This window comes from Pseudomonas sp. M5 (assembly GCF_016907075.1).
GTDB classification, from domain to species: Bacteria; Pseudomonadota; Gammaproteobacteria; order Pseudomonadales; family Pseudomonadaceae; genus Aquipseudomonas; species Aquipseudomonas putida_E.
In genome coordinates this window covers 4,280,745-4,301,113 of the sequence record NZ_JAFBBH010000001.1, presented here as the reverse complement: position 1 = coordinate 4,301,113, position 20,369 = coordinate 4,280,745, and the positions used below count along the sequence as shown (strand labels likewise).

Sequence of the window (20,369 nt, the reverse complement as noted above, 5' to 3'; positions counted from 1 at the left end):
TCGCCGGGTAAACCCGCGAAGAGCTCTGGCGATAAATGCCCGTCCATCACCAGTAACTTTTCCCACCGGTACATAAATTCGAGTAAAACTTTGTAAGGTTGGCGCTGCTTATCCCATAATGTGCCACCAGAGACATTGGCCGTAGCTTTGCAGAGGTAAGTCGATCCCCATGAACCGCACCGGCCGCGCCCTTGCCCTGGGCTGCCTGTTGCTTCTTCAGCCCCTGCTGGCACTGGCGGAGGGCGGTAACTCGTTGCTGATTCCTGCAGCGGGGCGCTGCACGCTCAATGTCCAGCCAGAGGACCAGCAAAACGCCCTCAAGGCTTGCGAGCAGATGGCGGCGACCGGGGACGCCCAGGCGCAGTACGAACTGGGTGAGTACTACTACGCGCAAACCCCCAAAGACCTGAAAATGGCCTTGGACTGGTTCGAAAAAGCCTCGCTGCAGGGCCATGCACAAGCCCAGTATCGCCTTGGCGGCATGTTCTTTCATGGTGAAGGGGTCGAGGCCAACAACGTACAGGCCTATATCCTGCTGAAAATGGCGGCGGTCAACGGCGCCGAAGATGCGCTGGACATGGCCGACGAAGTCACCGAGCAGATGCCCCGCGATGAACTGGAGCATGCCACCCAGGTGCTCGGCCAGATCTTCCGCAAATACCTGCTGGAACTGCAAAGCGCCGAAGGGCGCACGCCGTTCTCGCCGCTCCCCTGACTCGCTTTACTTCTCTGGCATCGGCATAGGGAACGGCATCACATTGCCACTTCCCTTGGCTTCGCTGATCTTGGCCGTGCCCAGGCGCTCGACCTCGTCGATACGCACGATCGAGTGCATCGGCACGAAGCTGCGGATCACACCTTCGAACTGGTTCTTGAGCTTCTCTTCGCTCGGGTCGACCACGATCTGGGTGCGCTCCCCAAAAACGAATTCCTCGATTTCCAGGAAGCCCCACAGGTCGCTCTGATAGATCTGTTTGGCATACATCTCGAAGACCTGCCCCTGATTGAGGAAGATCACTTTATAGATGGCGGGTTCGCGTTTGCTCATGTTTGCCGGGATAACACATGCGTAAGAAAAGGCGCGCATCATAACAGACAGGCCCGTTGATCTGTGCCGCCGATACCGTTGAACGTTTCAGTGCTTTCGCCCCTGCCCTTCAAGGGTTATTCTTGAGTTCACCACCATTGCCGTCGAGCGGCTAAAAACGACCTTGAACGCACCCATACAACCTCATCGCTTCATCCTCGAACCTTTCGAGGCCCACCGCTTCGCCAACCTGTGCGGCCAGTTCGACGAGCACTTGCGCCTGATCGAACAACGCCTGGCTATCGAAATCCGCAACCGCGGCAATCAATTCGAGCTGATCGGCGAACCCAAGACAACCTCTGCTGCCGAGCAACTGCTGCGCCGCCTCTATCGCGAGGCAAAGGCCACCGAGCTGTCGCCGGAAACCGTGCACCTGTACCTGCAGGAGTCGACCGTCGAGAACATCGATAACCCGGCAGTCAACGAGGTCAGCGTTTCCCTGCGCACGCGCAAGGGCAACATTCGCCCACGCGGCGTCAACCAGCAGCGCTACGTCAAGGAAATCCTGGCCAACGACATCAACTTCGGCGTAGGCCCGGCCGGTACCGGCAAGACTTACCTGGCCGTGGCCTGCGCCGTCGATGCCCTGGAGCGCGAGCAGGTGCGACGCATCCTGCTGGTGCGCCCGGCGGTCGAGGCCGGCGAAAAGCTTGGCTTCCTGCCTGGCGACCTGGCCCAGAAGATCGACCCGTACCTGCGCCCGCTGTACGACGCCCTGTACGAAATGCTCGGCTTCGAGCACGTGGCCAAGCTGATCGAGCGCCAGGTGATCGAGATCGCCCCGCTGGCCTACATGCGCGGCCGTACCTTGAACAACAGTTTCATCATCCTCGACGAGAGCCAGAACACCACGCTCGAGCAGATGAAAATGTTCCTGACCCGTATCGGCTTCGGCTCCACTGCGGTGATCACCGGCGACATCACCCAGGTCGACCTGCCACGTGGCACCAAGTCGGGCCTGGCTCATGTGATCGAGGTGCTCAAGGACGTTCCGGGTATCAGTTTTACCCACTTCCAACCCAAAGATGTGGTTCGTCACCCACTGGTGCAGCGCATTGTCGAGGCCTATGACCGCTTCGATGCCCGCCAGGCCAAGCCCGAGGCGCCCGGCAAAGATGCTTGAACTTGACCTGCAGCGCGCCACGGATGCCGCCACCCCTGACGATGCCGCTTTGCGCGCCTGGTGCGAACTGGCCTTGCGCCAGCGCAGCGCCGACTCGGAAATGACCATCCGTCTGGTCGACGAAGCCGAAGGCCGCGAGCTCAACCACACCTACCGGCACAAAGACTACGCGACCAATGTGCTGTCGTTCCCGGCCGATGTGCCCGATGAACTGCTCGATATCCCGCTGCTGGGCGACCTGGTGATCTGCGTGCCGGTGGTCGAGCGCGAGGCTGCCGAACAGGGCAAATCGCTGCAAGCGCATTGGGCGCACCTGGTCATCCACGGCTGCCTGCACCTGCTTGGCTACGACCACATCGAAGACGATGAGGCCGAGGAAATGGAAGCGCTGGAACGGGAATTGCTGGCAGAACTGGGTCACCCCGACCCGTATGCCGATGATGAAAACGATTCAATCACACACTGATACTGCAAGGATCACGAGAAACGCCATGAGCGAAGATCGATCGAGCAACGGGCAGAAGTCCTGGCTGGGTAAACTGACCCAGGCTTTTGCCCATGAGCCGAAAAACCGCCAGGAGCTCCTCGAGCTGCTGCGCGAAGCCCATCAGAACAAGCTGCTCGACAGCGAAGCGCTGACCATCGTCGAAGGCGCCATCCAGGTCGCCGACCTGCAGGTACGCGACATCATGGTGCCGCGTTCGCAGATGATCAGCATCAAGGCTACCCAGTCGCCTCGCGAATTCCTGCCGGCCGTCATCGACGCCGCGCACTCGCGTTACCCGGTGATCGGCGAAAGCCATGACGATGTGCTCGGGATCCTGCTGGCCAAGGACCTGCTGCCGCTGATCCTCAAAGAGAACGGCGACAGCTTCAACATCAGGGACCTGCTGCGCCCGGCCACGTTCGTGCCCGAGTCCAAGCGCCTGAACGTGCTGCTGCGCGAGTTCCGCGCCAACCACAACCACATGGCCATCGTCATCGACGAGTACGGCGGCGTGGCGGGCCTGGTCACCATCGAGGACGTGCTCGAACAGATCGTCGGCGACATCGAAGACGAGCATGATGTCGAGGAAGACAGCTATATCAAGCCACTGCCCAGCGGCGACTTCCTGGTCAAGGCGCTCACGCCGATCGAGAACTTCAACGAGTTCTTCGACAGCGAGTTCTCCGATGATGAGTTCGACACGGTTGGCGGCCTGGTGATGAGCGCTTTCGGCCACCTGCCCAAGCGCAACGAGACCACTGAGATCGGGCCCTACAAGTTCCGTATTCTCAATGCCGACAGCCGGCGGATACACTTGCTGCGCCTGACCCCGATCACCCGCTAAGGACAAACATGCGTTGGATCACCCGCCCCGGCTGGCCCGGTAACCTGCTGGCCTTGGCGGCCGGCGCCTCTACCCTTCTGGCCCTGGCGCCATTCGACATCTGGCCGCTGGCCCTGTTGTCCATCGCGGTGCTCTACCTCGGCCTGCGCGAGCTCACCCCGCGCCAGGCCATGTGGCGCGGCTGGTGGTTCGGGTTTGGCCTGTACGGGGCCGGCACCTGGTGGATCTACGTCAGCATGAACACCTACGGCGGCGCCTCGCCGCTGCTGGCGATCGTGCTGCTGGTGGCGTTCTTCGCCGCCCTTGCCTGGTTCTTTGCCCTGCCCACCTGGCTGTGGGCGCGCTGGCTGCGCCGCAATGAAGCCCCCTTGGCCGATGCGCTGTGCTTTGCTGCCCTGTGGCTGCTGCAAGAGGCTTTCCGTGGCTGGTTCCTGACCGGCTTCCCCTGGCTTTATGCCGGCTACAGCCAACTGGACGGGCCTTTGGCTGGCCTGGCGCCGCTGGGCGGCGTGTGGCTGATCTCTTTCGCCCTGGCATTGAGCGCGGCGCTGCTGTGCAACCTGCACCGCCTGCGTGCACGCCCATCGTTCCTTGCCGTGGGAGCCTTGTTGCTGCTGGCCCCCTGGGTTGTCGGCATAGCCCTCAAAGACCACGCCTGGACCAAGCCTGCTGGCGACCCACTGACGGTCGCGGCCCTGCAGGGCAACGTCGAACAAGAGCTGAAATGGGACCCGGCGCACATCGATGCACAACTGGCGCTGTACCGCGACATGAGCTTCAGCTCAAAACCGGTGGATCTGCTGGTTTGGCCAGAGACAGCCGTGCCGATCCTCAAGGACCAGGCCCAAGGCTACATCGACGTGATGGGGCGTTTTGCCGCCGACCGGCATTCGGCACTTATCACCGGCGTGCCGGTGCGCGAAGTGGTGCATCAGCAACGCCGCTACTACAACGGCGTGACCGTGACGGGCGAAGGCGATGGCACCTACCTCAAGCAGAAGCTGGTGCCCTTCGGCGAATACGTGCCACTGCAGGACATGCTTCGCGGCCTGATCGAGTTCTTCAACCTGCCGATGTCGGACTTCGCCCGCGGCCCTGAGGACCAGCCACTGCTCCAGGCCAAGGGTTACCAGATTGCCCCGTACATCTGCTACGAGGTGGTCTACCCCGAGTTCGCTGCGGGCTTGGCGGCGCGCAGCGACCTGTTGCTGACCATCAGCAACGACACCTGGTTCGGCACCTCGATCGGCCCGCTGCAGCACCTGCAGATGGCGCAGATGCGCGCGCTGGAAGCCGGCCGCTGGATGATCCGCGCCACCAATAACGGCGTCACCGCTTTGATCGACCCGTTTGGCCGGATCACGGCCCAGGTTCCGCAGTTCCAGCGGGCCGTGCTGTATGGCGAAGTGGTCCCGATGCAGCAACTGACGCCGTACCTGCAGTGGCGCTCGTGGCCGCTGGCGATTGTCTGTGCCTTGCTGCTGGGTTGGGCATTGCTGGCGGGGCGCATAGCCAAAACCGTCTGATCAGGCCGGAGCGGCCTTGTGTCGCGATGGGCTGCGAAGCGGCCCCAGGATATCAGCGGCGCCACAGATATCCTGGGACTGCTGCGCAGTCCTTTCGCGACACAAGGCCGCTCCTACACCGGCTCGAGTGCTCTCTTGAATCAATAGAACAACCGATACCCCGCCAACCCTACCGCTTCATTCAGCAATTGCCCGCTCTGCCACATCGCCCGGCTTTCCGGCAGCAACCCGGCAAACGGCCGCGCATGGTCCCGCCCAAGGAACCCCATCGGCGCCGGTATCACTTCAAACCCGGCCTGCTCGAAGCTCCAGCGCGAACGTTGCATGTGCCACGCCTGGGTCACCAGCACCACACGCCCAATACCCAGTGGCTTGAGTAATTGCGCGCTGAATTGGGCATTTTCCCACGTGGTTCGGCTGGCCTCTTCCTTCCATTTGACCTCGACAGCGAAATCTTCACGCAGCCGATCCGCCATTAGCCGCGCCTCGCTCGGCGGGGTACCGTAGTGCAAACCGCCACTGGTCAGCACCGGCAAGCCCGAAGCCTTGGCCAGTCGCGCGGCAAAGCGCATACGCTCAAGCGCCGTTGCCGAGGGCTGGTCCTCACCGCCCCAGGCCGGATCACCGCGCTCACGCCCTGCACCGAGCACGACGATGGCATCCGCCCGGTGCGCCAGGCTGGCCCAATCGCCGGATGCCAGCGGTGGCTCGATTTCCAGCAGGCGCGCACCGTGCTGCACCACCAGCGGCAGGCTCATCAACCACAACCCACCCAGCCCCAGCACAAAGCACAGCGCCGCCAGCCGCGGGCGCCGGGCGCGCAGCCACCAGGCCGCCAGCAACAGCAGGAACAGGATGCCCGGCGGCATCAACCATTGTTTGATGAAAAATCGAATCGGCATCGGCTACACCTCCTTGGCAGGCGTGCAGCCTATGAGGATCGGCGCCGGTCAACAAGTGCGCTGCCGGCGCCGATCGGGTGAAGTGTTTGTTGAATTACCGGGGCGCGATGGCCTGCGCCGGGCGCCCTGAACGGCTAGCGATGTGGCAGCGTCCTGGGTGTCGCCGTCGTGGCGGGGCGTTTCTTGTCCTTGAGCCAGATGATCTTCGCCGATGTCGGTTCCGCATGCGGGTAACTACCGGCGCAGGCATTACGGCGTTCCGGGACCGAGTCCAGGTAAGCCTTGATCACTTCGAACTCTGCATGGCTCAGGCCACGCAACTCCAGCTCGGCTGGCATCTCGTCGCGCAATCGTACCGACGTTCTGGCGACTTCCAGGGCCAGGCCAAGACGGTCGATCAGGCGTTCGTAAAGCTCCGGTTTGGTTGCGGGTAGCTGCGTCTCTCCCATCCGTTCACCTCATTGAAGATAAAGAATATCTCCCCCCACACCTGAGCTTAGCGCCGCTTCGAAAAGCAGCCCGATGCAGCGACCAGCGGCCATTCGCAATCAGGGTTTCCCACGATGCGCGGCGCTACTGTATGCTACGGCGTTCACTCTCACGACACCGGAGTGCCGGACGCAGCGAGGTTCCGCTGCCTGGAACAAGGTCTCTTCTCTCTCAGCCAAAAGTAGCCATGCACGAACAATACACGCCCCGTGATATCGAAGCCGCCGCCCAGCATTTCTGGGACGAGCAACAGTCGTTCGCTGTTACCGAACAGCCAGGCAAAGACACCTACTATTGCCTATCGATGTTCCCGTACCCGAGCGGCAAGCTACACATGGGCCACGTGCGCAACTACACCATCGGCGACGTGATTGCCCGCTACCAGCGCATGCTGGGCAAGAACGTCCTGCAACCGATGGGCTGGGACGCTTTCGGCATGCCCGCGGAAAACGCGGCGATGAAAAACAACGTCGCCCCGGCCAAGTGGACATACGAAAACATCGACTACATGAAGACCCAGCTCAAGAGCCTGGGCCTTGCCATCGACTGGGCACGTGAAGTCACCACCTGCAAGCCGGACTACTACCGCTGGGAACAGTGGCTGTTCACCCGCCTGTTCGAAAAAGGCATCATCTACCGCAAGAACGGTACCGTGAACTGGGACCCGGCCGACCAGACCGTGCTCGCCAACGAGCAGGTCATCGACGGCCGCGGCTGGCGTTCGGGCGCGCTGATCGAAAAGCGCGAAATCCCCATGTACTACTTCCGCATCACCGACTACGCCGACGAGCTGCTGGAAAGCCTCGACGAGCTGCCGGGCTGGCCTGAGCAGGTCAAGACCATGCAGCGCAACTGGATCGGCAAGTCGCGCGGCATGGAAGTACAGTTCCCGTACGATCAGGCGAGCATCGGCCACGAAGGTACGCTGAAAGTCTTTACCACCCGTCCGGACACCCTGATGGGCGCGACTTACGTTGCCGTTGCCGCCGAGCACCCATTGGCTACCCAGGCTGCCCAGGGCAACCCGGCGCTGCAGGCATTCATCGACGAGTGCAAGAGCGGCAGCGTTGCCGAGGCCGACATGGCCACCCAGGAGAAGAAGGGCATGCCCACTTCCCTGCTGGTCGAGCACCCCCTGAGCGGTGAAAAGCTGCCGGTATGGGTCGCCAACTATGTGCTGATGCACTACGGCGACGGTGCCGTAATGGCCGTACCGGCCCACGACGAGCGCGACTTCGAGTTCGCCCACAAGTACAACCTGCCGGTCAAGGCTGTGGTGCGCACCAGCGCCGGCGACGAAGTCGGCAGCGAATGGCAGGCGGCCTACGGCGAGCACGGCCAGCTGATCAACTCCGGCGAGTTCGACGGCCTGGACTTCGCTGGCGCCTTCGACGCCATCGAGGCGGCCCTGATCCGCAAGGAGCTGGGCAAATCCCGCACCCAGTTCCGCCTGCGCGACTGGGGCATCAGCCGCCAGCGTTACTGGGGCTGCCCGATCCCGATCATCCACTGCCCGTCCTGCGGCGACGTGCCGGTGCCGGAAGACCAGCTGCCGGTCACCCTGCCAGAGAACGTGGTGCCGGACGGCGCCGGTTCGCCACTGGCGCGCATGCCCGAGTTCTACGAGTGCAGCTGCCCGAAATGCGGCGCCGCGGCAAAGCGTGAAACCGACACCATGGACACCTTCGTCGAGTCGTCCTGGTACTTCGCCCGCTACGCCTCGCCGAACTACGACAAGGGCCTGGTCGATCCGAAAGCGGCCAACCACTGGTTGCCGGTCGACCAGTACATCGGCGGCATCGAACACGCCATTCTGCACCTGCTTTACGCGCGCTTCTTCCACAAGCTGATGCGTGACGAAGGCCTGGTCACCTCCAATGAACCGTTCAAGAACCTGCTGACCCAGGGCATGGTGGTCGCCGATACCTACTACCGCGTCGCCAGCAACGGTGGCAAGGACTGGTTCAACCCGGCCGACGTCGAAATCGAGCGCGATGCCAAGGCCAAGATCATTGGCGCACGCCTGAAGACCGACGGCCTGCCGGTGGAAATCGGCGGCACCGAGAAGATGTCGAAGTCGAAGAACAACGGCGTCGACCCACAGTCGATGATCGAAGCCTACGGCGCCGACACCTGCCGCCTGTTCATGATGTTCGCCTCGCCGCCCGACATGAGCCTGGAATGGTCGGACTCTGGCGTCGAAGGTGCAAGCCGCTTCCTGCGTCGTGTCTGGCGCCTGGCCCAGGGCCACGTCAACCAGGGCCTGCCGGGTAAACTGGACCTCGCCACGCTGAACGACGAGCAGAAGGTCATCCGCCGTGCAATTCACGCCGCGATCAAGCAGGCCAGCACCGATGTGGGCCAGTACCACAAGTTCAACACCGCCATCGCCCAGGTGATGACCGTGATGAACGTCCTGGAGAAGGCCCCCCAGGGCACCGAGCAAGACCGTGCGCTGCTGCAAGAGGGCCTGGAGGCCGTCACCTTGTTGCTGGCCCCGATCACCCCGCACATTTCCCACGAACTGTGGAAGGCGCTGGGCCATGAGCAAGCCGTTATCGATGCTGGCTGGCCAGTTGTCGATGAAAGCGCTCTGGTGCAGGACACCGTCACCCTGGTGGTCCAGGTCAACGGCAAACTGCGTGGCCAGGTAGAAATGCCTGCAGCCGCCAGCCGCGAAGAAATCGAAGCCGCCGCCCGCAACAACGAAAATGTCCTGCGCTTCATCGATGGCCTGACCATCCGCAAGGTCATCGTAGTGCCAGGCAAGCTGGTCAACATCGTCGCCAACTGATGGCAACGCCCACCTGCAGCCAGTGCGGGTGGGCGGTATCGGCCCACAAGGGAGCAACAACATGATCAAACGCAATCTGCTGGTATTGGGCCTGGCCATCATGCTCAGCGCCTGCGGTTTCCAGCTGCGCGGCACCGGCACCTCCGAGCTCAGCGTCAAGGAAATGGACGTCAGTGCACGTGATGCCTACGGCCCGACCGTGACTCAACTGCGCGAAGTACTGGAGCGCAGCGGCGTCAATGTGCACACCGGCGCCCCGTATCGCCTGGTACTGACCAACGAACAGCAAACCCAGCGCGCAGCGTCCTACGCCAGCAGCAACCAATCTGCCGAGTACGAACTGACCACAGTGCTCAGCTACAGCATTCTTGGCCTGAACAACCTGGAGCTGATGAGCGACAAGCTGGAAGTGCGCAAAATCTATGTACGCGACGGCGGCAACATCACCGGTTCCGACCAGGAAGCCACTGTTGCCCGCGAAGAAATGCGCCGCGACCTGGTCAACGCCATGGTCGTGCGCCTGCAGATGCTGACGCCGCCTCAGCTGGACCAGTTGCAGCGCGAAGCTGACGAACGCGCCAAGGCCGAAGCCGCCGCACTGGAGGCCGCGCGCAGCCAGCAGGCGGAAACGCCGCAGCAATCGCCGCTGGAAATTCCGGGCAATTGAGCCCGTGCGGGGCACTCCGGTGCCCCGCCTGTTTCCGATGAAGCTCGCCCCCGCCCAACTCAACAAGCACCTGCAAGGCGCTCTGGCCCCGGTCTATGTGGTCAGTGGCGACGATCCGCTGCTGTGCCAGGAAGCCGCCGACGCCATACGCAATACTGCGCGTCAGCAGGGCTTTGACGAGCGCCAGGTGTTCAGCGCCGACGCCAGTTTCGACTGGGGCACCCTGCTGCAGGCGGGCGCCAGCCTGTCCCTGTTCGCCCAACGCCGGCTGCTGGAACTGCGCCTGCCCTCGGGCAAGCCTGGTGACAAAGGCGCAGCGGCGCTGATGGAATACTGCGCCAACCCTGCCGAGGACACCCTGCTGCTGGTCAGCCTGCCCAAACTCGATGGCAGTGCGCAGAAGACCAAATGGGGCAAGGCCCTGATCGAGGGCAGCCATTGCCAGTTCATCCAGATCTGGCCGGTGGATGCCCAGCAGTTGCCGCAATGGATCAACCAGCGTTTGGCACAGGCCGGCCTTTCGGCCCAGCGTGATGCGGTCGACCTCATTGCCGCACGTGTCGAAGGCAACCTGCTGGCTGCTGCCCAGGAAATCGAAAAGCTCAAACTGCTCGCCGACGGCAGCCAGGTCACCGTAGACACGGTGCAGGCGGCCGTTGCCGACAGCGCGCGCTTCGATGTCTTCGGCCTGGTCGATGCCATTCTCAATGGCGAAGCTGCGCATGCCCTGCGCATGCTCGAAGGCCTGCGCGGTGAAGGCGTGGAGCCACCTGTGATTCTGTGGGCCCTGGCGCGCGAACTGCGTCTGCTCGCGGGGCTTTCGCAGCAGTTCAGCCAGGGTGTGCCCTTGGACAAGGCCTTCAGCCAGGCCCGCCCACCGGTATGGGACAAGCGCCGGCCGCTGGTCAGCAAAGCCCTGCAGCGCCTGTCGGCGCAGCGCTGGGCGCAGCTGCTGCAGGATGCCCAGCGCATCGATGCACAGATCAAGGGGCAAGCCGTGGGGTCACCATGGACCGGGCTGTCACGCTTGTCATTGCTCATGGCCGGGCAGCGGTTGGCTCTACCGCCTGAGTGACTCAAATACTGGGAGCTTGTTTGCAGCCCCGGTATTTCAAACCATTGACACAATCAATTGGCCCCGGCCTCTCTACAGGCCTAGAGTCCGCCCCGAAACCCACCCAACCCGGGAATCCCGCCATGAGCAAAAAGCCGAAGAAGCACGGCCCCAACAAGGCCAAATCCATCGTCGCCCAACCCTTGTTCCGCTGCCGCCAGGAGCGACCGGACAAGGGCAAAGGCAGCTACCGCCGCGAAGCCTTCCAATCGAGAGATTGGGAGGCTTCTTACTTTTTGGCCGCATGAAAGCATCGAAAGCGCAGGCATGATATGGTCGACACCTGACCTGAAATTCTGGATCTGTGCATGCCCTTCAGTCTTACCCCTCGCTGGAAATCCCGCCAGCTGCTCGCGGCCTCCAGCTTAATCCTGCTCGTCGCCTGCGCGGAAAAGCCCACCGCCGCCGACGCCCTGCCGCTGGCCCCCGCCCAGCCCGCGCCGGTAGTGACTCTGCCCAGCGCCACGCCCGACGTCAGCACTGAAATTCAGCCGCTGCAAACATTTGCCCAATGGCAGGCCGGCTTCCGCCAGCAAGCGCTGCAGGCTGGTATCTCGGCAAGCACTTTCGACCGCGCGTTCATTGGCGTGACGCCGGACATGGATGTGATCAAGGCAGACCGCAGCCAGCCCGAATTCACCCGCCCGGTGTGGGAATACCTGGAGGGAGCACTGTCGCCGCTGCGAGTGCGAAACGGCAAGAAACTGCTTGAGCAGAATGCCGAGCTGCTGGCCCGCCTCGAACAGCGCTATGGTGTAGACCGTCAGGTCCTGGTCTCGGTCTGGGGCATGGAGAGCAACTTTGGCCAGTTCCAAGGCAGCAAATCGGTAATTCGCTCACTCGCGACCCTGGCGTATGAAGGCCGCCGCCCGCAGTTTGCCCAGGATCAGCTGATTGCCGCGCTGCAGATCATCCAGCATGGTGACATCCAGCCAGAGGCCATGCGTGGCTCCTGGGCCGGCGCCATGGGCCAGACCCAGTTCATCCCCACCACCTACAACACCCATGCAGTGGACTTCGACGGTGACGGCCGCCGCGATATCTGGAACAGCACTCCGGATGCCTTGGCATCGACTGCGCATTACCTGCAAAGCTCCGGCTGGAAGCGCGGGCAACCATGGGGTTTCGAGGTTCAGGTACCTGCAGGCTTCGACTTCTGGCTGGCCGATGGCGCGCTGCGCAAGCCCGTCAGTGAGTGGTTGCAATTGGGTGTGAAACTGCCGGCGGGCACCGAACTGCCGATGGGCAGCAACGAACTTTCCGCAGCCCTGCTGCTGCCGGCCGGCGCCCGTGGCCCAGCATTCCTGGTGCTGGACAACTTCCGCGCCATTCTCAAGTACAACAACTCATCGTCCTATGCACTGGCCGTGAGCTTGCTGGGCGATCGTTTTTCGGGCTGGGGCTTCATCGCAGGCAGCTGGCCCAAAGAAGACTTGCCGCTGAGCCGCAGCGAGCGCATGGAGCTGCAGAACCTGCTCAACGCCAACGGGCATGATGCGGGCAACCCCGATGGCATCATCGGTGCCAATACCCGTAAGGCCATTCGCAATGCGCAGCAGGGTTTTGGGTGGCCAGCAGATGGGTACCCGACGCACAAGTTGCTCGATAGCCTGCGTCAACGGTGATAATGCCGGGGGCGCCTTGCGCCCCATCGCGACACGAGAAATCGCTCATCCCCCTGTAGGAGCGGCCTTGCGTCGCGAAAGGGCCGCAAAGCGGCCCCGACAATCTCACCCCTTGAACAAATCCTGCGCCAACACCAGGCTCCGCGCCTCGCTGTCCAGCACCACCTCTGCCCCCAGCGGCAAACACACGTTCGGGTCACAATGCCCGCTGCGCCACCCGGCCAGCACTGGCACACCCAATGGCGCGAAGATGTCCAGCAACAGGGGCGTCAACGCCGCCACGGTGATACCGGCAAAATCCCCCACCAGCACCCCCTTCACGCCCGCCAGCTTGCCTGCCAGACGCAACTGGGTCAGCAGCCGGTCCACCCGGTAAAGCGGCTCATTGACGTCCTCGATGAACAGGATGCAGCCCTTCGTATCGATCTGCGCCAGTGTTCCCAGGGTCGCACCCAGAATCGACAGGTTGCCGCCCAGCAAACGCCCCCTGGCAACACCAGGCACCACGCAATTCAAGACGAATTCAGCCGGGTGCACGATGGCATCACCCTCCCCTAACGCCCCACTCAACTGCGCCATCAGCGACGACTCGGTCGGTGCGAGCTTGGCACCCAGCAGGTCAGCGTTGAGCATCGCCCCATGAAAGCTGATCAAGCCGCTATGACGATAGATAGCCGTGTGCAGCGCAGTGATGTCGCTGTAGCCGATCAGCGGCTTGGGGTTGCGCCGGATCAAGTCGAAGTCGAGCTGATCGAGCAGGCGCATGCTGCCATAGCCACCGCGCATGCACAGGACTGCGTCGATGGTCGGGTCAGCGAAGGCATCGTGCAGATCCTGTAACCGTTGCTGATCGGAGCCCGCCAGATAGCCTTCGGCATGCCCCACTCCAGGGTAGATACGGCAGCGATAACCGCGCTCGGCAAACCACTGGCCAGCCTTTTGCGCATCCAGCCTTGCCGGCCCGGCCGGAGCGACAATGGCAAAGCAGGCATTGTCCGGCAGCGCGGCGGGCAGGCGGTGTTCAAACGTTTCGGCGCAATTCATCGCAACTCCTTGCAGCGCTGGGCACAAAAACAAAAAAGCCGATGCCGCCTTTCGGCGTGCATCGGCATGTACGGCTCAAACCAGGATCAGAGCTTGATCTTAGCTTCGTGAGCCTGCTGGTCGGCATGGTAGGACGAACGCACCAACGGCCCCGATGCGACGTTCTTGAAGCCCATCTTGTAGCCTTCCTCGGCAAACCAGGCGAAGGTGTCGGGGTGCACGAAACGCTGCACTGGCAGGTGGCTGCGCGAAGGCTGCAGGTACTGCCCGAGGGTGAGCATGTCGATGTCATGCTCACGCATGCGGTGCATCACTTCGATCACTTCTTCGTCCGTCTCGCCCAAACCGAGCATCAGGCCCGACTTGGTCGGTACGTGCGGCACCATCTGCTTGAACTTCTGCAGCAAGTCCAGCGACCAGTCGTAGTCCGAACCGGGACGTGCGGCCTTGTACAGGCGCGGTACGGTTTCAAGATTGTGGTTGAAAACATCCGGCGGCTCTTGCGCGGTAATCTCCAGGGCCACATCCATCCGGCCACGGTAATCCGGCACCAGGGTTTCCAGCTGTACGCCCGGCGACAGCGCGCGGATCTCGCGGATGCAGTCGGCGAAGTGCTGGGCACCACCGTCGCGCAGGTCGTCGCGGTCCACCGAGGTGATCACTACGTACTTCAGGCGCAGGTCGGCGATGGCAACAGCCAGGTTTTTCGGCTCGTCCACATCCAGCGGTTTCGGCCGGCCGTGGCCGACGTCACAGAACGGGCAGCGACGGGTGCAGATGTCGCCCATGATCATGAAGGTGGCGGTACCACCGGAGAAGCACTCACCCAGATTCGGGCAGGAAGCTTCTTCGCACACGCTGTGCAGCTTGTGCTTGCGCAGCAGTTGCTTGATGCGGTCTACCTCAGGGGAAACCGGGATGCGCACGCGGATCCAGTCGGGTTTCTTGGGCAGCTCATCGGTAGGGATGATCTTCACCGGAATGCGCGCCACCTTGTCGGCACCACGCAGCTTGACCCCAGCTTCCACCTTCTTCGGCGCTGGGCGCGGGGTGGCATCCTGGGTAGGTATCAGGTTCGGCACGGCTTCTTGCACAGTTGTCATATTCAGTCGATTCCGCCCGTCAGGGTCGTCTGCTCAGCATAGTCGAGGTGCTTGACCAGCTGTCCGCGCAGCCTTGTCCTGACCTCGTCGAGTTCGATCGGGCCTGCCAGGTCACGTAGCTGGGTCATGGCCAGCCCCGCATACCCGCAGGGGTTGATTCGGCGGAATGGCGCAAGGTCCATGTCCACGTTCAGAGCAAGGCCGTGAAAAGAACGGCCATTGCGGATTCGCAGGCCGAGGGAGGCGATTTTCGCTCCATCGACATAGACACCCGGCGCATCGGGCTTGGCCGCAGCGCTGACACCGTAACTGGCAAGCAGCTCGATCAGCGTCTGTTCGATGCGGCTGACCAGTTCGCGCACACCAAAGCCAAGGCGGCGCACGTCCAGCAGCAGGTAGGCAACCAGTTGCCCGGGGCCGTGGTAGGTCACCTGGCCACCCCGATCGGTCTGCACCACCGGAATATCGCCCGGTACCAGCAGGTGCTCGGCCTTGCCGGCCTGGCCCTGGGTGAAAACCGCGGGGTGCTCTACCAGCCAGATTTCATCCTGGCTGTCCGGGCTACGCTGCTCGGTGAAGCGACGCATGGCTTCCAGCACCGGTTCATAGGGCTGCAGGCCAAGCTCGCGAAAACCGAGACAAAGGGACATCAGAGCACCATTTTCACGATGCCGGTGGCACGCAGGGCGCTGTTTATATCGTGCAGCTGATTTTCGCTCTCGGCAACGATGTGCAACTGCACCGTGGTGTACTTGCCTTCCTTGCTCTGGCGTTCGGCCAAAGTGGCGAGGTCGACCTTGGCATGCTTGCTCAGGACCTCGATCACCATGTCCTTGAAGCCGACAACGGTATCGCCGATGACCTTGATCGGGTAATCGGCGCAGGGGAATTCGATCTTGTGCGACTTGACGTCAGGTTCGCTCATGGCGGAAACGGCCTCGTAAGCCGTGGCAACAACAACGCCCCCGCAGGATTACGGGGGCGTGCAGGTCACGTATCAGTTGAACAACCCGTAGAAGAATAGACGGATGCTATCCCACATACGACGGATGAAACCACCTTCCTCTACGCCATCGAGGGCGATCAGGTCGGCGCTGTGAACCACGTTCTCGTCCAGTTTGACTTCCACTTTACCGATCACGTCACCTTTGGCGATCGGTGCGGTGAGCTGCGGGTTCATGGTCATCGAAGCCTGGAGGCGCTTCATCTGGCCTTTGGGCATGGTCAGGGTCAGGTCGTCGGCCAGGCCGGCCTTGACGATGCTGGTGGCGCCTTTCCAGACCGGGGCCTGGGTCAGTTCCGTGCCCTTCTGATAGAAGGTCTGGGTTTCGAAGAAGCGGAAGCCATAGGTCAGCAGCTTCTGGGTTTCGGCAGCACGGGACTGCTCGCTGTTGGTGCCGAACACCACCGCGATCAAGCGTTGGCCGTCGCGTACAGCCGAGGCCACCATGCAGTAGCCGGCTTCTTCGGTGTGGCCGGTCTTCAGGCCATCGACTGTCTTGTCACGCCACAGCAGCAGGTTGCGGTTTGGCTGCTTGATGTTGTTCCAGAAGAACTCTTTCTGCGAGTAGATCGCGTAGTGGGCCGGGTCGACGTTGATGATCGCGCGCGCCAGGGTAGCCATGTCATGGGCCGAGGAGTAGTGGTCCGGGTGCGGCAGACCGGTCGGGTTCATGAAGTGGCTGTTGGACAGACCCAGGTCGGCGGCAGTCTTGTTCATCATGTCGGCAAAGGCATCTTCGCTGCCAGCGATGTGCTCGGCCAAGGCGACCGATGCGTCGTTGCCCGACTGGATGATGATGCCATGCAGCAGGTCACTGACGGTGACCTGGCTACCGACCTTGATGAACATGCGCGAACCACCGGTGCGCCAGGCATTCTCGCTGACGGTGACCGGATCGTTCTCGCCGATCTGGCCACGGCGGATGTCAAGGGTGGCGATGTAGGCGGTCATCAGCTTGGTCAGGCTGGCCGGCGGCAGGCGCTCGTCACCGTTGTTCTCGACCAGCACATTGCCGCTGGACGCGTCCATGAGTACGTAGGACTTGGCTGCCAGTTGCGGTGGTGCCGGCATCATCTGCTCTGCCGCAAAGGCAGCAGGCGTGATCATCAGCAGTACGGGCAGGCAAAGTCGTTTGGCAAGGTTGGTGATGTTCATCCGTCTCTCGAAAATCGCTAATGGTCTGAGATGTTCCCTGGGCCACATCGTGTGCCCAGCGCCAGTCAGTCTAGTTTTTGCGGCTCAGGGCCGAGCCCAGGAAGTGCGGCTTTATGTCGCTGCGGGCAAAAGCGGACATTGTACATGGCCGCGCCCGTCAATTCATGACAAAACAGACAGCTAGAGGCTCAAGCCTCAAGCTGCAAGACAAGGCGACGCGCACCTTGGCTTCTTCTTGAAGCTTGCCGCTTGCCGCTGCCGTCAGTCTGTGACCAGCTTGGCCTGGCCAAGGTTCGCCAGGCGAATGCTGTCCTGCGCCTGCTGGATTTCGCCCTGGCTGCTGATCGGCCCCAGGCGCACGCGGTGCAGGGTCTGCTGGTTACGCACGATGGAGCTGATGAACACCGGTGCGCTGACCATGGTGCTCAGCTTCGAACGCAACAGCTCGGCGGCGTCGGGGTTGGCAAATGCGCCTACCTGCAGGAAGCTGCCACCGTTGCCTGCCGGCACATTGTTGCCACCCACTTGCACTGGCACTACGGGTGCTGCGTGTTGCTGCGCCGGCGGCGACCATTGCTCGACACGCCCGGTGCTGGCCGCAATCGCCTGAGGCTGGGTGGCCTTAGGCTCCTTGAGCATCAACGGCGGCTGCTGGCCACGCTGAGCCCACCATTGCTGGGGATCGATACCTTCGACCCGCACATGCGCGGTGCCGCTCTCGGCATAGCCGAGCTTCTTGGCTGCGGCATAGGACAGGTCGATGATGCGGTCGGAGTAGAACGGGCCACGGTCATTGACCCGCAGGATCACACTGCGCCCGTTGGCGAGGTTGGTCACCCGCACGTAGGCCGGCAGCGGCAGGGTCTTGTGCGCTGCGCTCATGCCATACAGGTCGTACAGCTCACCGTTGGCGGTGTTCTGCCCGTGGAACTTGGTGCCGTACCAGGAGGCGGTGCCTTCGGCACGGTAGTTGCGCGAGTCCTGCATGGGGTAGTAGGTCTTGCCCAGCACCGTGTAAGGGTTGGCCTTGTAGTTGCCAGTGTGCACGGTCGGCGTCGCGTCCGGGATCTTGTTCACATCCACGTCCCACCACGGCGCACCGTCCTTGTGGGCACGGTTGATATCCAGGCCAGGCTGCGCACGAACGGTATTGCCGCTTTTCTGGGGGGCCGGCCGGCTGGAGGAGCAACTGACCAGCAGCATGCCGACGGCCATGCAGGCCAGCAACTTGAAGGTATTGGCAGAAATCATTGCGCGCATTACTTGACGCCCCGTGCTTGGACCAGCTGTTCCGAAAGCTGATGCACCGCCATGGCATACATCACGCTGCGGTTGTAGCGAGTGATCGCGTAGAAATTCTTCAGGCCCAACCAGTATTCAGGCCCGTTTGCGCCTTCCAGACGGAAGGCGGTGACTGGCAGATCACCGCGCAACGCATCATGACTCGACCAGCCAAGCGCCTGCAACTCTGCGACCGTTTTCACCGGCTCGATACCCGTGGTCAGGCCTTCGTCTGCCCGCGCACCACTGACCTGGGCACGACTGACCACGCCCTGCCCAGCCACCCAGCCGTGCTCTTTGAAGTAGCTGGCGACACTGCCGATGGCATCGTCAGGGTTGTTCCAGATATTGATGTGGCCATCGCCATCGAAGTCCACCGCGTAGTTGCGAAAGCTGCTCGGCATGAACTGCGGCAGGCCCATGGCACCGGCGTATGAACCTTTGAGGGTCAGCGGGTCGAGCTGTTCTTCGCGCGACAGCAGCAGGTATTCACGCAGCTCCTTGCGGAAGAACTCGGCGCGCGGCGGGTAATCGAAGCCCAGGGTCGACAAGGCATCGATCACACGGTAGTTGCCAGTGTTGCGGCCAAAAAAGGTTTCCACACCGATGATCGCGACGATGTACTGCGCCGGTACGCCGTACTCCTGCTCCGCCCGGGCCAGCACCGCTTCATGCTGGCGCCAGAAGTCCACACCGCGGGCGATGCGCGCGTCGGTGATGAACATCGGTCGGTAATCCTTCCACGGTTTTACCCGCTCGGCCGGCCGCGATATGGCGTCCAGGATCGATTGCTTGCGCTGAACCTCGCGGAACACGCCCATCAACTGCTCGCTGGCAAAGCCATAGTCGCGGCTCATCTCACCGACGAATTCGGCCACCTGAGGCGAGCCGTCATAATCGCCGGCATGCGCCTGCTGGACAGCGGCGAACAGGCCCACCGCGCCGAACCACGGCGCAAAACGGGCAGCCCAGTTACGCACTGCTTGCATGAAATTCTTCACCTTTTTCAAACCTGTGCGATCCATTTACGGTGCGTATGGATCGACATGAGAACGCCAAACGCTGACAGCAGCGTCACCAACGAAGTTCCGCCATAACTAATGAAGGGCAGCGGCACGCCCACCACGGGCAATAGGCCGCTGACCATACCGATATTGACGAATACATATACAAAGAAGGTCATGGTCAGGCTGCCTGCAAGCAGCTTGCCGAACAAGGTCTGCGCCTGAGCCGTGATCATCAGCCCACGACCGATCAGCAAGAGGTAAACGATCAGCAGCAGGCAGATGCCGACCAGGCCGAATTCCTCGCCGAGCACGGCGATGATGAAGTCGGTATGGCTCTCGGGAAGGAAGTCCAGGTGCGACTGGGTGCCCAGCAGCCAGCCCTTGCCGAACACGCCACCCGAGCCAATGGCCGCTTTGGACTGGATGATGTTCCAGCCGGTGCCCAGCGGGTCGCTTTCAGGGTCGAGGAACGTCAGCACACGCTGTTTCTGGTAGTCGTGCATGACGAAGAACCACATGGCCACCGCCACAGGCACGGCCGCCGTCAGCACGCTGAGGATCCAGCGCCAGCGCAGGCCGCCCATGAACAGCACGAAGGCGCCGGAGGCAAGGATCAGCAACGCCGTACCCAGGTCCGGCTGGCGGACGATGAGGATGAACGGCACGCCAATCAGCACCAGGCTGATGGCCACGTGTTTCAAATGAGGCGGCAAGGTGCGTTTGGACAGGTACCAGGCGATGGTCGCCGGCATGATGATCTTCATGAACTCCGAGGGCTGGAAGCGTATTACCCCGGGTATGTTGATCCAGCGCGTGGCGCCCATGGCGTTATGCCCCATGACGTCCACCACGACCAGCAGCAGCACCCCAGTGAGATAGGCAAGAGGCACCCAGCGCGCCATGAAGCGGGGTTCAAGCTGAGCGATGACGAACATCGACACCAGCCCGATACCGAATGAAGTGGCCTGCTTAAGTAGCAAATCCCAGTTCTTGCCGCTGGCAGAATAGAGCACGAACAGACTGCCGGCGGCGAGGGTCAGCAGGATGACCAGCAAGGGGCCGTCGATGTGGATGCGCTGCAGGAAGCTGGCGCGTCGACGCATCACGTCCTCGCTGGA

The 20,369-nt window shown here is 62.3% G+C and carries 21 protein-coding genes; 10 read left to right on the top strand and 11 right to left on the bottom strand.

Annotation, left to right across the window (positions count from 1 at the left end):
• Nucleotides 1–169 precede the first annotated feature (169 nt).
• Entirely contained in the window at nt 170–715 is a 546-nt protein-coding gene (locus tag JOE27_RS19605) for a tetratricopeptide repeat protein (RefSeq protein ID WP_115273496.1), read from the top strand.
• 6 nt (nt 716–721) lie between these two features.
• Here the strand turns inward: JOE27_RS19605 and JOE27_RS19600 are convergent, their stop codons facing one another.
• Nucleotides 722–1,048 carry a DUF1820 family protein gene (locus JOE27_RS19600; RefSeq protein ID WP_039601874.1) on the bottom strand — a complete coding sequence of 109 codons (327 nt, stop codon included), beginning with the start codon at nt 1,046–1,048 and terminating at the stop codon, nt 722–724.
• Nucleotides 1,049–1,211: 163 nt separating this feature from the next.
• Between JOE27_RS19600 and JOE27_RS19595 the strand changes: the two genes are divergently transcribed.
• From JOE27_RS19595 to lnt, 4 genes are read left to right on the top strand one after another with little or no spacing between them, the layout of a single operon-like run.
• Nucleotides 1,212–2,210, top strand: coding sequence for a PhoH family protein (locus JOE27_RS19595; protein WP_012312570.1), 999 nt, complete (start codon nt 1,212–1,214; stop codon nt 2,208–2,210).
• Nucleotides 2,203–2,676 (top strand): rRNA maturation RNase YbeY, encoded by a 474-nt coding sequence (gene ybeY / locus JOE27_RS19590; protein ID WP_012312569.1) that lies wholly within the window; start codon nt 2,203–2,205, stop codon nt 2,674–2,676. Before JOE27_RS19595 ends, ybeY begins: the two co-directional genes overlap by 8 nt.
• Before the next feature lie 25 nt (nt 2,677–2,701).
• Nucleotides 2,702–3,541: an HlyC/CorC family transporter gene (locus tag JOE27_RS19585; protein ID WP_046785138.1), complete on the top strand. Its 840-nt coding sequence runs from the start codon at nt 2,702–2,704 to the stop codon at nt 3,539–3,541.
• An 8-nt stretch (nt 3,542–3,549) separates the two neighbouring features.
• Nucleotides 3,550–5,067, top strand: a complete 1,518-nt coding sequence (lnt, locus tag JOE27_RS19580; protein ID WP_204919515.1) for an apolipoprotein N-acyltransferase — start codon at nt 3,550–3,552, stop codon at nt 5,065–5,067.
• Between the two features lie 140 nt (nt 5,068–5,207).
• Here lnt and JOE27_RS19575 read toward each other — a convergent pair whose 3' ends face one another.
• Together JOE27_RS19575 and JOE27_RS19570 are read right to left on the bottom strand one after the other, a co-directional pair.
• The gene (locus tag JOE27_RS19575; protein WP_204919513.1) at nt 5,208–5,969 is read right to left on the bottom strand and encodes a YdcF family protein; all 762 of its coding nucleotides are present in this window, start codon (nt 5,967–5,969) and stop codon (nt 5,208–5,210) included.
• Nucleotides 5,970–6,103: 134 nt separating this feature from the next.
• Entirely contained in the window at nt 6,104–6,418 is a 315-nt protein-coding gene (locus JOE27_RS19570) for a hypothetical protein (RefSeq protein ID WP_115273494.1), read from the bottom strand.
• Nucleotides 6,419–6,645: 227 nt separating this feature from the next.
• Here JOE27_RS19570 and leuS point away from each other — a divergent pair, with 227 nt between their 5' ends.
• The 5 genes from leuS to JOE27_RS19545 all read left to right on the top strand — a co-directional run bounded on the left by leuS (nt 6,646) and on the right by JOE27_RS19545 (nt 12,658).
• On the top strand, nt 6,646–9,252 hold the full coding sequence (leuS, locus tag JOE27_RS19565; protein WP_046785135.1) for a leucine--tRNA ligase: 2,607 nt from the start codon (nt 6,646–6,648) through the stop codon (nt 9,250–9,252).
• A 61-nt stretch (nt 9,253–9,313) separates the two neighbouring features.
• Nucleotides 9,314–9,919: an LPS assembly lipoprotein LptE gene (gene lptE, locus JOE27_RS19560; protein WP_012312563.1), complete on the top strand. Its 606-nt coding sequence runs from the start codon at nt 9,314–9,316 to the stop codon at nt 9,917–9,919.
• A gap of 37 nt (nt 9,920–9,956) precedes the next feature.
• A complete protein-coding gene (gene holA / locus JOE27_RS19555) occupies nt 9,957–10,994 on the top strand; it encodes a DNA polymerase III subunit delta (RefSeq protein WP_204920645.1) in 1,038 nt (345 codons plus the stop codon).
• A gap of 122 nt (nt 10,995–11,116) precedes the next feature.
• Complete coding sequence (gene arfA, locus JOE27_RS19550) at nt 11,117–11,281, top strand: alternative ribosome rescue factor ArfA (protein ID WP_016489355.1); 165 nt, start codon at nt 11,117–11,119, stop codon at nt 11,279–11,281.
• A 60-nt stretch (nt 11,282–11,341) separates the two neighbouring features.
• On the top strand, nt 11,342–12,658 hold the full coding sequence (locus JOE27_RS19545) for a lytic murein transglycosylase (RefSeq protein WP_204919510.1): 1,317 nt from the start codon (nt 11,342–11,344) through the stop codon (nt 12,656–12,658).
• A gap of 105 nt (nt 12,659–12,763) precedes the next feature.
• Here JOE27_RS19545 and JOE27_RS19540 read toward each other — a convergent pair whose 3' ends face one another.
• The 8 genes from JOE27_RS19540 to rodA form a co-directional block, all read right to left on the bottom strand.
• Nucleotides 12,764–13,702 carry an LD-carboxypeptidase gene (locus JOE27_RS19540; RefSeq protein WP_204919508.1) on the bottom strand — a complete coding sequence of 313 codons (939 nt, stop codon included), beginning with the start codon at nt 13,700–13,702 and terminating at the stop codon, nt 12,764–12,766.
• An 86-nt stretch (nt 13,703–13,788) separates the two neighbouring features.
• Nucleotides 13,789–14,805: a lipoyl synthase gene (gene lipA / locus JOE27_RS19535; protein ID WP_012312558.1), complete on the bottom strand. Its 1,017-nt coding sequence runs from the start codon at nt 14,803–14,805 to the stop codon at nt 13,789–13,791.
• Between the two features lie 2 nt (nt 14,806–14,807).
• A complete protein-coding gene (gene lipB / locus JOE27_RS19530) occupies nt 14,808–15,455 on the bottom strand; it encodes a lipoyl(octanoyl) transferase LipB (protein WP_012312557.1) in 648 nt (215 codons plus the stop codon).
• Complete coding sequence (locus JOE27_RS19525; protein ID WP_012312556.1) at nt 15,455–15,730, bottom strand: DUF493 domain-containing protein; 276 nt, start codon at nt 15,728–15,730, stop codon at nt 15,455–15,457. The genes lipB and JOE27_RS19525 overlap by 1 nt, the downstream gene beginning before the upstream one ends.
• A gap of 72 nt (nt 15,731–15,802) precedes the next feature.
• The gene (locus JOE27_RS19520; RefSeq protein ID WP_046785132.1) at nt 15,803–16,963 is read right to left on the bottom strand and encodes a D-alanyl-D-alanine carboxypeptidase family protein; all 1,161 of its coding nucleotides are present in this window, start codon (nt 16,961–16,963) and stop codon (nt 15,803–15,805) included.
• A gap of 261 nt (nt 16,964–17,224) precedes the next feature.
• Nucleotides 17,225–18,223, bottom strand: coding sequence for a septal ring lytic transglycosylase RlpA family protein (locus JOE27_RS19515; RefSeq protein WP_046785131.1), 999 nt, complete (start codon nt 18,221–18,223; stop codon nt 17,225–17,227).
• Nucleotides 18,223–19,233: a lytic murein transglycosylase B gene (gene mltB, locus JOE27_RS19510; RefSeq protein ID WP_046785178.1), complete on the bottom strand. Its 1,011-nt coding sequence runs from the start codon at nt 19,231–19,233 to the stop codon at nt 18,223–18,225. The genes JOE27_RS19515 and mltB overlap by 1 nt, the downstream gene beginning before the upstream one ends.
• Nucleotides 19,234–19,250: 17 nt before the next feature.
• Nucleotides 19,251–20,354, bottom strand: coding sequence for a rod shape-determining protein RodA (gene rodA / locus JOE27_RS19505; RefSeq protein WP_042111868.1), 1,104 nt, complete (start codon nt 20,352–20,354; stop codon nt 19,251–19,253).
• Between the last annotated feature and the right edge of the window lie 15 nt (nt 20,355–20,369).

Bases quoted from the DNA above. Each gene is read 5' to 3' on its own strand.
- JOE27_RS19540 (WP_204919508.1), bottom strand. From the start codon at position 13,702: ATGAATTGCGCCGAAACGTTTGAACACCGCCTGCCCGCCGCGCTGCCG.
- JOE27_RS19525 (WP_012312556.1), bottom strand. From the start codon at position 15,730: ATGAGCGAACCTGACGTCAAGTCGCACAAGATCGAATTCCCCTGCGCC.
- JOE27_RS19575 (WP_204919513.1), bottom strand. From the start codon at position 5,969: ATGCCGATTCGATTTTTCATCAAACAATGGTTGATGCCGCCGGGCATC.
- JOE27_RS19520 (WP_046785132.1), bottom strand. From the start codon at position 16,963: ATGAACATCACCAACCTTGCCAAACGACTTTGCCTGCCCGTACTGCTG.
- ybeY (WP_012312569.1), top strand. From the start codon at position 2,203: ATGCTTGAACTTGACCTGCAGCGCGCCACGGATGCCGCCACCCCTGAC.
- JOE27_RS19605 (WP_115273496.1), top strand. From the start codon at position 170: ATGAACCGCACCGGCCGCGCCCTTGCCCTGGGCTGCCTGTTGCTTCTT.
- mltB (WP_046785178.1), bottom strand. From the start codon at position 19,233: ATGCAAGCAGTGCGTAACTGGGCTGCCCGTTTTGCGCCGTGGTTCGGC.
- JOE27_RS19515 (WP_046785131.1), bottom strand. From the start codon at position 18,223: ATGCGCGCAATGATTTCTGCCAATACCTTCAAGTTGCTGGCCTGCATG.
- leuS (WP_046785135.1), top strand. From the start codon at position 6,646: ATGCACGAACAATACACGCCCCGTGATATCGAAGCCGCCGCCCAGCAT.
- lptE (WP_012312563.1), top strand. From the start codon at position 9,314: ATGATCAAACGCAATCTGCTGGTATTGGGCCTGGCCATCATGCTCAGC.
- JOE27_RS19570 (WP_115273494.1), bottom strand. From the start codon at position 6,418: ATGGGAGAGACGCAGCTACCCGCAACCAAACCGGAGCTTTACGAACGC.
- lnt (WP_204919515.1), top strand. From the start codon at position 3,550: ATGCGTTGGATCACCCGCCCCGGCTGGCCCGGTAACCTGCTGGCCTTG.
- JOE27_RS19600 (WP_039601874.1), bottom strand. From the start codon at position 1,048: ATGAGCAAACGCGAACCCGCCATCTATAAAGTGATCTTCCTCAATCAG.
- JOE27_RS19585 (WP_046785138.1), top strand. From the start codon at position 2,702: ATGAGCGAAGATCGATCGAGCAACGGGCAGAAGTCCTGGCTGGGTAAA.
- lipB (WP_012312557.1), bottom strand. From the start codon at position 15,455: ATGTCCCTTTGTCTCGGTTTTCGCGAGCTTGGCCTGCAGCCCTATGAA.
- lipA (WP_012312558.1), bottom strand. From the start codon at position 14,805: ATGACAACTGTGCAAGAAGCCGTGCCGAACCTGATACCTACCCAGGAT.
- arfA (WP_016489355.1), top strand. From the start codon at position 11,117: ATGAGCAAAAAGCCGAAGAAGCACGGCCCCAACAAGGCCAAATCCATC.
- JOE27_RS19545 (WP_204919510.1), top strand. From the start codon at position 11,342: ATGCCCTTCAGTCTTACCCCTCGCTGGAAATCCCGCCAGCTGCTCGCG.
- holA (WP_204920645.1), top strand. From the start codon at position 9,957: ATGAAGCTCGCCCCCGCCCAACTCAACAAGCACCTGCAAGGCGCTCTG.
- rodA (WP_042111868.1), bottom strand. From the start codon at position 20,354: ATGCGTCGACGCGCCAGCTTCCTGCAGCGCATCCACATCGACGGCCCC.